Annotated in this window: 10 protein-coding genes and 1 pseudogene; 1 reads left to right on the forward strand and 10 read right to left on the reverse strand. The window is 70.8% G+C overall.

Features of this window, described 5'->3' with window-relative positions; genetic code table 11:
* Nucleotides 1-1,377, forward strand: a pseudogene (locus tag AC1D12_RS13110) (hypothetical protein); the annotation flags it as partial.
* A 13-nt stretch (nucleotides 1,378-1,390) separates the two neighbouring features.
* Here the strand turns inward: AC1D12_RS13110 and ypfJ are convergent.
* The 10 genes from ypfJ to AC1D12_RS13160 form a co-directional block, all read right to left on the reverse strand.
* Nucleotides 1,391-2,272, reverse strand: a complete 882-nt coding sequence (ypfJ, locus tag AC1D12_RS13115) for a KPN_02809 family neutral zinc metallopeptidase (protein WP_477840835.1) — start codon at nucleotides 2,270-2,272, stop codon at nucleotides 1,391-1,393.
* Nucleotides 2,273-2,332: 60 nt separating this feature from the next.
* Nucleotides 2,333-2,623, reverse strand: coding sequence for a hypothetical protein (locus AC1D12_RS13120; RefSeq protein ID WP_477827365.1), 291 nt, complete (start codon nucleotides 2,621-2,623; stop codon nucleotides 2,333-2,335).
* A 98-nt stretch (nucleotides 2,624-2,721) separates the two neighbouring features.
* Entirely contained in the window at nucleotides 2,722-3,285 is a 564-nt protein-coding gene (locus tag AC1D12_RS13125; RefSeq protein WP_465111704.1) for a deoxycytidylate deaminase, read from the reverse strand.
* Nucleotides 3,286-3,315: 30 nt separating this feature from the next.
* Nucleotides 3,316-4,086 carry an ethanolamine ammonia-lyase subunit EutC gene (eutC, locus tag AC1D12_RS13130; protein WP_477840837.1) on the reverse strand — a complete coding sequence of 257 codons (771 nt, stop codon included), beginning with the start codon at nucleotides 4,084-4,086 and terminating at the stop codon, nucleotides 3,316-3,318.
* The gene (locus AC1D12_RS13135; protein ID WP_477840839.1) at nucleotides 4,083-5,489 is read right to left on the reverse strand and encodes an ethanolamine ammonia-lyase subunit EutB; all 1,407 of its coding nucleotides are present in this window, start codon (nucleotides 5,487-5,489) and stop codon (nucleotides 4,083-4,085) included. Before AC1D12_RS13135 ends, eutC begins: the two co-directional genes overlap by 4 nt.
* Before the next feature lie 8 nt (nucleotides 5,490-5,497).
* Nucleotides 5,498-6,877 (reverse strand): ethanolamine permease, encoded by a 1,380-nt coding sequence (gene eat / locus AC1D12_RS13140; RefSeq protein ID WP_477828114.1) that lies wholly within the window; start codon nucleotides 6,875-6,877, stop codon nucleotides 5,498-5,500.
* 124 nt (nucleotides 6,878-7,001) lie between these two features.
* Nucleotides 7,002-7,769, reverse strand: a complete 768-nt coding sequence (locus AC1D12_RS13145; RefSeq protein WP_047513235.1) for a DeoR/GlpR family DNA-binding transcription regulator — start codon at nucleotides 7,767-7,769, stop codon at nucleotides 7,002-7,004.
* Nucleotides 7,770-7,773: 4 nt separating this feature from the next.
* Nucleotides 7,774-9,402: an ABC transporter permease subunit gene (locus AC1D12_RS13150; protein WP_477828237.1), complete on the reverse strand. Its 1,629-nt coding sequence runs from the start codon at nucleotides 9,400-9,402 to the stop codon at nucleotides 7,774-7,776.
* Nucleotides 9,399-10,397 carry an ABC transporter ATP-binding protein gene (locus tag AC1D12_RS13155; RefSeq protein WP_477840844.1) on the reverse strand — a complete coding sequence of 333 codons (999 nt, stop codon included), beginning with the start codon at nucleotides 10,395-10,397 and terminating at the stop codon, nucleotides 9,399-9,401. The genes AC1D12_RS13150 and AC1D12_RS13155 overlap by 4 nt, the downstream gene beginning before the upstream one ends.
* Nucleotides 10,398-10,411: 14 nt before the next feature.
* Nucleotides 10,412-10,948, reverse strand: a 537-nt coding sequence (locus AC1D12_RS13160) for an extracellular solute-binding protein (RefSeq protein WP_477840842.1), incomplete at its 5' end; no start/stop codon positions are given.

Below are 10,948 nucleotides of genomic sequence, written 5' to 3' on the forward strand. Positions count from 1 at the left end.
GTGTTCCACCGGCTCGGCGTGTTCCCGGGGGCGTTCGAACTCGACCGTGCCGCGCTGTGCCTGGCCGACGACGACCTGCCGGCACCGCGCGTCATCGAGACCCTGCTCGACCTGGCCGACCGCTCGCTGCTGAGCGTCGATCGCGCGAGCGCACCGCGCTACCGCCTGCCGGAGAGCATCCGGCTGTACGCGCTCGACAAGCTGCAGGCCTCGGGCGAAGCGGCGGCCGTGCGGGCCGCCTTCGCGCGCGGCATGTGCGTGGTCTTCGACGAGGCCTATGAGGACCACTGGCGCTCGAACCCGCAGGGCGCGCCCGGTGCCTGGCGCGACCGCTGGGCGCCCGAACTCGACGACCTGCGCGCCGCGCTGGACGAGGCCACCGCGAACGACCCGGACAGGGCGGTCGCGCTGTACGGCTCGTCGTCGCCGCTGTGGGGTGCGCTGCTGCTGCACGCCGAGGCCCGCGAGCGCGGCGAGGCGCTGGTCGGCCGGCTCTCCGACGGCCTGCCGGTGCGGGTGCTGGCGCGCTTCTGGGAGGGCGTGGCCCGTGCGCACAGCACCGAGTACCCGCTGCGTTGCCGGGCCGCGGCCGAGCTGGCGGCGCAGCGCTACGCCGAGCTGGGCGATGCGCGCGGCGAGTACCTGGCCTGGGCCGAGTTCGCGCTGAACTGGCGCCTCGACCACCCCGAGGCGCGGCGGGCGCTGGCGCGCGCGAAGGCGATCGAGGACCCGCGCTGGCCGGCGCCGGTGCTGGTGCACGGCCGCACCACCGAGGCGGTGCTGGATTTCATCGGCGGCGACGCCGAGCGCGCCCGCGAGGCCCTGCTGTCGCTCGCGCTGCTGTGCGAGCGCGACGGCTACCTCGAAGGCACGTTGCGCACCGGCGCGAACCTGGTCGACATCGACCGCCACACCGGCCGCAGCGCCGACGCGATCCGGCGCGGCGAGGCACTGCTCCCGCGCCTGCCGCCCGGGCGGGCATCGGCCAACGAGTTCACGCTGTTCGCGAACCTGGTGGGGGCGCTGCTCGACCAGGGCGAGGTCGTGCGCGCGCGGGCCGTCGTCGGAGAGTGCGCGCGGCGGCTGCGGCGCCTGCCCGAGGACAGCTGCATGTGGTCGATGCTCGACCTGTTCGGCGTGCTGCATGCGCTGTCGGGCCGCTTCGACGCGGCCGCGCGGCTGGCCGGCGCCTCGGTGCGCAACTACCGCGAGCGCGGCCGGCTGGTGCGGCAGCCGAATGAAGAAGCCGACCAGGCGCGGCTGGCCGGGCTGCTGGCGCGGCACCCCGATGCGGCCGAGCTGGCGGCCTGGCAGGCCGAGGGCGAGTTGCTGTCGATCGCCGAGGCCTGCGAACTGGCGTTCGAGGCGGGCGGCTGAGGCGTCAGAGAGGTCAGAGTTGCCGCGCCTCGAAGGTGTTGCACTGCTCGACGCTGCCGCCCTGGAAGCCGCGCTTGAACCAGCTGACGCGCTGCGCGCTGGTGCCGTGCGTGAAGGTTTCCGGCACCACGGTGCCCTGCGACTTGCGCTGCAGCGTGTCGTCGCCGATCTGCGTGGCGGCGTTCAGCGCCTCTTCGACATCGCCCTGCTCCAGGATCTGGCGGGCGCTCTGCGCGTCATGCGCCCAGATGCCGGCGAAGCAGTCGGCCTGCAGCTCCAGGCGCACACTCAGCGCGTTCTGCTGCGCTTCACTGCCCTTCCCGCGCATCGCATCGACCTTGCCGCTGATGCCCAGCAGGTTCTGCACATGGTGGCCCACCTCGTGCGCGATCACGTAGGCCTGCGCGAAATCGCCGGGCGCGCCGAGCCGCGTGCGCATCGTCTCGTAGAAGCCCAGGTCGATGTAGACCTTCTGGTCGCCCGGGCAGTAGAACGGGCCCATCGCGGCCTCGCCGCGGCCGCAGGCGGTGGGCTCGCTGCCGCGGAACAGCCGCAGCTTCGGCTCGCGGTAGGTGCCGCCCATCTGCTTGAACTTGGCGCGCCACACGTCTTCGGTGTCGGCCAATACCACCGAGACGAAGCGGGCCATCTTGTCGTCGGCCGGCGGCTTGCCGGCAGGCGCCTGCTGCTGGGTGGGGACCGCGCCGCCACCGCCGCCGCTGAGCAGGCTCAGCACCGTGAGGGGGTTGACGCCGAAGATCCAGCCGGCCACCAGCGCGATGGCGACCGAGCCGAGGCCGATGCTGCGGCCGCCGAAGCCGCGGCCTCCGCCGCCGCCACCACCGCTGCGGGCGTCTTCGACGTTGTCGCTCTCGCGGTTGCCTTCCCATTTCATGGTGTTCCCCCGGCTGGTGGCTGGAGGGGCCATGGTAACGAGAAGACCCCGCCATGGGGATCAGTGCATGTCGGGATCGGTCGCGAGGTAGAGGCCGAACAGCTGCAGCGCCGCCCGCTGCAGCGCCGCGTCGGCACTGCCGTGCGCGACGGCGATGCGCTCGTAGGCGTAGGGCCGGTCGAACATCATGCGGGCGATGTTGACCGGCGTTCCGTCGCGGGCCATCAGCGTGCGGAAGCCCGACAGCGCCAGCAGGTCGGCGATCAGCGGCGACTGGCGCAGTGCCTCTGCGGGAGGCGGCAGCGACTGGGGAAGCTGTGACGGGGAGAACGGATCTGACAGGGCCGGCATGAGACCTCCATGCATCGCGGCGCAACGCGCGCGCCGTGCTGCACACGATAGCCAGCCGGGGCGCGCGGTGATCGCGCGATATGGAGGGTGCCGCGGTGCTACTTTGGTGGCGGCTGCCCGGGATCCGTGGCGCCGTGCACGGCCGGCCCGGTGTCGCGGATGAAGTCGTCGAGCTTGTCGCACCATTCGGCCGCCGGCGCTTCGAGCGCTTCGAGCGACAGCACCTCGATGCCGGCATCGGCCAGCATCTTGTCCGACGCCTGGTTCAGCGCGACCTGGTGGGATTTCTTCTCGAGGAACACCACCCGCCGGATGCCGACCTGGATGATCGACTGCACGCAGCGCGGGCACGGGAACTGTGTCGTGTAGATGGTGCTGGCGGTGAGCGGCAGCACCACGCAGTTGAGGATGGCGTTCACCTCGGCATGGACGATGTAGCTGTGGCGCGACTGCACCGGGTCGTCGTCGATGTCGCTCCAGTACGACGGATCCTCGTCGTTGCAGCCGCGTGGCAGGCCGTTGTAGCCGACGCCCAGGATCTTGTTGTCGGCACTCGCGATGCAGGCGCCGTTGCGCTTGCGGCCGTCCTTCGAGCGGGCGGCCGCGAGCAGCGCGACGCCCATGAACATCGAATGCCAGTGGATCAGCGGGGTGTTTTGCATGGCCGACATGTTAGGGCCGGTTCGGCCCCTTCACGCCGGTGGCAGCTCCACCACGTCGCTGCGGTCCTTCAGGCTCACGCCGCTCAGCTGCAGCCGCAGTGACTCGCGCGCGAGCCACACCAGCCGGCGTGCCGCCTGCGCGTACGGCAGGCCTTCGGGCCGCACGTTCGAGATGCAGTTGCGCTCGGCGTCGCTGCGGCCGCGCCGGGGCGCCCAGGTGAGGTAGATCCCCAGGCTGTCCGGCGAGCTCAGCCCCGGGCGCTCGCCGATCAGCATCACGACCAGCCGCGCCCGCAGCAGCTCGCCGACCGGGTCGCCGAGCGCGACGCGGGCCTGCCGCGCGACGACGATGGGGCCGAAGGTCCATTCCGGCGGCGCCTGCGCGCGGATCTCGGCGACCAGCGGCGCGGCATGGCGGCTCACCGCGAGCGACGACAGGCCGTCGCCGATCACCAGTTGCACATCGCAGCCGCCGGCGGTGTCGGCCAGGCGTGCCGCCGAGGCCTCGTCGAGCCGGCGGCCGAGGTCGGGGCGCAGCAGGTAGGTGGCGCGGTCCGGCGCGGCGCTGTGCACCTGCAGCGTCGGCCAGCCGGCCTGCTGCAGCGTGGCGCACAGCGCATCGGCGTCGAGCGGCACGTGCACGGCGTCGCGGGCCTGCGCATGGGCGAAGCCGAAGCGCAGCAGCTCGCCGGTCGGCAGGCTGACGCCGGCGCGGCCGAGCGCCACCCGCGCCRCGGTGTGCACGCGCAGGGCGCCCCACGGGTCGCGCGTGATCGCATCCTTGGCCGGATCCCTGGTCATGCCGCGAGCCTCGGCAGGTCCATGCGCTCGATCAGGCTGTGGCCGGGCGCGATCGGCAGCACGCGGCCGGCCTCGTCGGTGATGCGCATCTTCTGCAGCCAGGCCTCGAACTCCGGCGCGCGTTGTAGGCCGAGCAGCTCGCGCAGGTACAGCGCATCGTGGAACGAGGTGCTCTGGTAGTTCAGCATGATGTCGTCGGCGCCCGGCACGCCCATGATGAAGCTCAGGCCCGCCGCGCCGAGCAGCGTCATCAGCGTGTCCATGTCGTCCGAATCGGCCTCGGCATGGTTGGTGTAGCAGACGTCGCAGCCGAGCGGCAGGCCCATCAGCTTGCCGCAGAAGTGGTCTTCGAGCCCGGCGCGGATGATCTGCTTGCCGTCGTAGAGGTACTCCGGGCCGATGAAGCCGACCACGGTGTTGGTGAGCAGCGGCGAGAACGCGCGCGCCACCGCGTAGGCACGGGCCTCGCAGGTCTGCTGGTCGACGCCGTGGTGCGCATCGGCCGACAGCGCCGAGCCCTGGCCGGTCTCGAAATACATCACGTTGGCGGTGGCCGGGTCGCCGACCGTCGCGCGCTTCAGCGACAACGCGGCGGCCTGCGCCTCGCGCAGCAACGCGAGGTCGATGCCGAAGCTCGCGTTCGCCTGCTGCGTGCCGGCGACCGACTGGAACACCAGGTCGACCGGCGCGCCGGCCTCGATCGCCTGCACGGTGTTGGTGACGTGGGTCAGGATGCACGACTGCGTGGGGATCTCGAAGCGGCGGATCAGCTCGTCCAGCAGGTGCAGCAGGTCGACCAGCGCCGGCATGCTGTCGCTGACCGGGTTGATGCCGATCACCGYGTCGCCGGCGCCGTACAGCAGGCCGTCGAGCATCGAGACCGCGATGCCGCGCGGGCTGTCGGTCGGGTGATTGGGCTGCAGGCGCACCGAGAGGCGGCCGGGCAGCCCGATCGTGTTGCGAAAGCGGGTGACGACGCGGCATTTGCGGGCGGCGAGGATCAGGTCCTGGTGGCGCATCAGCTTGCTGACGGCCGCGGCCATCTCCGGCGTGATGCCGGCGCGAACGCGCGCGAGCGTGGCTTCGTCGGCCGCGTCGGACAGCAGCCAGTCGCGCAGGCCGCCGACCGTCAGGTGCGAGATCGGTGCGAAGGCCGCGCGGTCGTGCGTGTCGACGATGAGCCGCGTGACCTCGTCGTCTTCGTAGGGCACCAGCGCTTCATCGAGGAAGCGCTGCAGCGGCAGGTCGGCCAGGCACATGCGCGCGGCCATGCGCTCGGCGGCGCTGCCGGCCGCGATGCCGGCGAGCTGGTCGCCCGAGCGCGCCGGTGTGGCGCGCGCCATCACGGCCTTCAGATCGGCGAACTGCCAGGTCTGCGTGCCGATGGTGTGGCGGTAGGGCATGCGTCTCCTCAGGGCTGCGCGGCGAGGTCTGCGGCAAGAGCGGCGGCGCGCCGCTCTCGGCCGCTGACCAGGAACAACACGGTGGCTGCGGCCATCAACCCGGCGAAGATCAGCGACAGCAGCAGGTTGTACCAGACCATCGCCACGAGGCACAGCAGCGCGAGCGCCAGCGCGATGGCCGGGAACACCGGGTAGCCGATGGCGGGGAACGGGCGTGCGAGCTCGGGCTCCTTGCGGCGCAACGCGAACAGGCTCGCCATCGACATGATGTACATCACGATCGCGCCGAACACCGACATCGTGACGATGTTGGCCGTGAGCGTCTGGCCGCCGAACGAAAACAGCTCGTCGCTGAAGATCGCCGCGATGCCGATGACGCCGCCGGCGAGCACGGCGCGGTGGGGCGTGCCGAAGCGCGGGTGGATGACGGCGAGCCAGGCGGGCAGGAAGCCGGCGCGGGCGAGCGCGAACATCTGCCGCGAGTAGCCGAGGATGATGCCGTGGAACGAGGCCACGAGGCCGAACAGGCCGATCCACACCAGCATGTGCAGCCAGCCGCTGTTCTCGCCGACGACGGTCTTCATCGCCTGGGGCAGCGGGTCGTTGATGTTGGAGAGCTTGCGCCAGTCGCCGACGCCGCCGGCGAAGACCATCACGCCGATGGCGAGCAGCACCAGCGTGACGATGCCGGCGATGTAGGCGATGGGGATGGTGCGCTTCGGGTCTTTCGCTTCCTCGGCGGCCATCGCGACGCCCTCGATCGCGAGGAAGAACCAGATCGCGAACGGGATGGCGGCGAACATGCCGGAGAGTGCGAGCGGGCTGAAGCTGTCCTGCCCGGCCCAGCCATGCGCGGCGAAGTTGGCCACCGAGAAGCCCGGCGCGACCACGCCCATGAAGACGAGCAGTTCGAAGATCGCGAGCACGGTGACGATCAGCTCGAAGGTGGCGGCAGTGCGCACGCCGACGATGTTGAGCGCCATGAAGACGACGTAGGCGCCGCAGGCCATCAGCTTCGGGCTGGCGGCGGGGAACTGCACCTGCAGGTAGGCGCCGATGGCCATGGCGATGGCGGGTGGCGCGAACACGAACTCGATCAGCGTGGCGAAGCCGGCGATCAGGCCGCCGACGGGGCCGAAGGCGCGGCTGGCGTAGGCGAACGGGCCGCCGGCGTTGGGGATCGCGGTGGTGAGCTCGGTGAAGCTGAAGATGAAGGTGGTGTACATCGCCGCGACGACCGTGGCGGTGACGAGGAAGCCGAGGGTTCCGGCGCTGGCCCAGCCGTAGCTCCAGCCGAAATACTCGCCGGAGATGACCAGCCCGACGGCCAGTCCCCACAGGTGCCAGGCGTTCAGCGTGGCTTTGAGATGACCCGTCTGTGTCTGCATGGACGCTCCAATCGCTCTCGTCAGGTTGGAAGGGACTGCTGTTCGTGGGTCACGCAAGATCTGTTCCGCTGGGCGATGGCCGACCCGGCCGGCGAGCCCCGGCCTTCCACCCGCGCCTTTGCCATCAGGCGATCAGGATGTCACAACCACCCTCCCGAAGCGCCTCGAGCGCCGGCATCCGGCGCGCCCGCCCGTCGGTGACGATCTGGTCGATGTCGTTCACCGCGCACCATCCGACCCGGCTCGCCTGCCCGAGCTTGCCGTGGTCGGCCAGCATCACCCGCCGCTTAGAACAGGCCACCATCGCCCGCGCCACCTCGGCCTCGCGGTGCTCGTAGCTCGTCGCGCCGTGCACCGCATGCAGCGATACCGGCGACAACAACGCCACGTCGGCATGGTGGCGATGGATCTCGGCCACGGTCTGCTCGCCGTAGGTCGCGCCGATGTCGGCCACCGGGCGCCCACCCAGCAGGATCACCTCGTGGCGCCGCGCGTCGGTCGCCACCARCTTCATCGCCACATCGAACGAGTTGGTGATCACCGTCAGGCCGCTCAGCGACGCCAGTTCCTCCGCCAGCGCCGACACCGTGCTGCCCGCATCGAGGAACAAGGTCTGGCCCGGCCGCAGCAGCCGGGCCGCAGCGCGCGCGATCGAGCGCTTCTCCGCCAGGCGCACCTTGATGCGCTCGCCGATCGGCGCTTCCGGCTCCGGAGCGGTCGCGACGACCCCCCCGTGCACGCGCCGCAATTCACCCGTGGCCTCCAGCGCCATCACGTCGCGGCGCACCGTCTCGCGCGAAACGCCGAGATCGCTCGCGATGCGCTCGGTGCTCAAGCGCTGGAAGTTCGCGAGCAGGTCGCGCAACCGCTGGTATCGGTCTTCCTGCAACATCGGTTCAAGGGCTCCTCGATCGCGTCAAGACCTGCAGCAGCCAGGCCGACACACCGACGATCAACATGATGCAGGTCGAGAACGCCGCCGCCTGCGATGTGAACCCGGCCTCGTCGAGCCGCATCACGCTCACCGCGCCCAGCATCGTCGACGGCGTGATCAGGAAGATCACCGCCGACAACGTGACCATCGAGCGCATGAACAGGAACAGCGCCACCGTCCACAACGTGGGCCGCAGCGCCGGCACGTAGACGTCGCGCCAATGCCGCCACACACTGCCGCCGAGCGCGCTGCAGGCCTCCTCCAACGCGTCGGGGACCGCGCGCACGCCGCTGGACATCGTCACGTAGGCCTGCGTGTGGTAGTGGTAGAAGTTGCACAGCGCCAGCAGGAGCACCGAGCCGTACAACGCCGCAAACGGCCATTGCGGGCGGTTGAACGCAAACACGTACGACAGGCCCAGCACCAGGCCGGGCACCGCCACCGGCAAGGCGGACAGCAGCGCCACCGCGCGCGCAGGCGCAGGCGGCAATCGCCGCGCCGCCAATGCCAGACCGAGCAGCAGCAGCGTGCCCAGCACCGCGGTGAGCACCGACACCGCCAGCGACGTCCACAGCGGTGCATAGCCGCCCGCCAGCGTGATGTCGTAGTGCTTCAGCGTGAACTCCAGCTTGTAGGGCCACAACCGCATCAGGCTGCCGATCACCACCGTGCCGACCACGCAGGCCAGCGAGCCGGCGATCAGCAGGTTGCCGACAAAGAACGGCACGTCGCGCCGGGCCCATGGCACCGGCCTCGGCGGGCGTGCCGATTCGGCGCCGAGCCCTGCCTGCCGGCGCGCAGCGACATGCTCGATCCACACCGACAGCCCCGCCGGCAGCAGCAGCAGCAGGCCGACCACCGCGCCGAGCCCGAACTTCATCTGTCCGCTCACCTGGTTGTAGATCTCGGTCGCGAGCACCGGATAGTCGCCGCCGATCACCACCGCATTGCCGAAATCGGTGATCGTCACCGTGAAGACGACGAAGGCCGCGCTCAGCAGTGCATAGCGCATGCCCGGCAATGTGATGTCGACGAAGCGCCGCCACGGTGTCGCGCCCAGCAGCTCGGCCGCCTCGTAGTGGCGCGCATCGCCATGCCGGAACGCGGCGCGCAGGATCATCGCGGCCTGCGGCAGTGCGTACATCACGTCGGCGATCAACAGCCCGCTGAATCCGTACACCTCGAGGCGCGCGCCCAGCAGCTTGCCGACCAGCCCGTTGCGCCCCAGCAGGAAGATCAGCCCGAGGCCGAGCACCAGCGACGGCGCCAGCACCGGCAGCGCCAGGCTTGCCCCGATGAAGCGCTTGCCCGGCATCGCGGTGCGCTCGAGCCCGAACGCGACCACGAAGGCGAGCAGCACGGTGATCACGGTCGCCGAGACGCCCAGTACCAGGCTGTGCGCGAGCGCGCGCCACACGCCGGGCGTCTCCCACAGCGCCACCCAGTTCGACACACCGACGCCGCCCCCCTCGTCGAGCAGGCTGCGCCACGCGATCGTCAGCATCGGCACGCCGAAGAACAGGATCAGCGCCGCCAGCGGGATCCACAGGCAGGCGCGCAGCAACCAGCGGTCGAGCGGCGCGTCGATCACCCTGCCACCCACGCGCAATCGGCCGCTGCGATCTGCACCGAGACGGCGTCACCCGGCAGCAACGCCGGACCGGCCGCCGGCAGCTCGGCCAGCAGTTCGCGGCCCCGCCAGCTCACGCGCAGCCGGCGCAGGTTGCCGAGGAAGCTGAGGTCGATCACGCGGCTGTCGCCGTGCGGGTCCGGCGCCAGCACCACCCGCTCGGGCCGTACGCATGCCGCGTCGCCGATCGGATCGCCGCTCAGCAGCTCGGTCGCCGCCTCGCGCACCCATTCGCGCGGTAGCAGGTTGCCGTGCCCCATGAAATCGGCGACGAAGCGGGTACGCGGCTGCAGATACAGTTGTTGCGGCGTGCCCTGCTGCTCGATGCGGCCCTGGTTCATGCAGACGATCGTGTCGGCCAGCGCCATCGCTTCCTCCTGGTCGTGCGTGACCATCAACGTCGGGATGCGCAGCCGGCGCTGCAGCTCGCGCAGCTCATGGCGCAGCTCGGCGCGCACCTTCGCGTCGAGCGCCGACAGCGGCTCGTCGAGCAGGATCAACGCCGGATCGACCGCCACTGCGCGCGCCAGCGCGACCCGCTGCTGCTGGCCGCCCGAGAGCTGGGCCGGATGGCGTTGCGCCAGTGCCGAAAGCTTCACCAGCGACAGCAGCTCGGCCACGCGCGCCTCGATCTGCGGCGCCGGTGCACCGCGGATGCGCAGCCCGTAGCCGACGTTCTGCGCGACCGTCATGTGCGGGAACAGCGAGTACGACTGGAACACGATGCCGAAGCCACGCTCGCGCGCCGGCACGGTCGCCAGGTCGCGACCGCCAAGCATCAGGCGGCCTCGGTCGGCCGCCAGCAGCCCCGCGATGATGCGCAGCAGCGTGGTCTTGCCGCAGCCGCTCGGCCCCAGCAGGCACACGAACTCCTCGGCCCCGATCGAGAGGTCGATGCGCTCGAGCGCGACGAAGCCATCGAAGCTCTTGTGCAGGCCGCTGATCTGGAGCGCCATGCCGGGCGACGCGCTCACCGCCCGATCGCCTTCTGCCAGGCCGCGAGCGTGGCGTCGCGGTCCTTGGCCGACTGCGCGAAGTTCATCGGGTAGAGCACCTTCGAGAGGTCGGCCGGCAGCCCGGCGATCTGCGCGGCCTTCGACGGCGGCGTGCCGGGAATCGTGACGATCTCCTTGTACTTCGTGTAGAGCGCCGCGGCCTGCGGCGACAGCGTCCAGTCGAGGAAGCGCCTCGCATCGGCCTTGTTCTTCGAGCTCTTCATCAGCGCCGAGGCTTCCAGTTCGTAGCCGGCGCCGTCGCTCGGAATCACCATCTTCACCGGAAAGCCCTCCTCCACCGACTGGATCGCCGCGAACGCGAGCGACGCGCCGATCGCGTACTCGCCCGCACGCGCAGCCTTGCACGGGCGGGAGCCCGACTTGATGTACTGCGCGACGTTGCCGTCCAGCGCCTTCAGGAAGGCCCAGCCCTTCTCGCTGCCCTGCGACTGCAGCAGCGCAGCCACCTGCAGGTAGCCGGTGCCGGAGGACACCGGGTTGGGCATCACCAC

This window comes from Rhizobacter sp. P1_G5 (genome assembly GCF_056405435.1).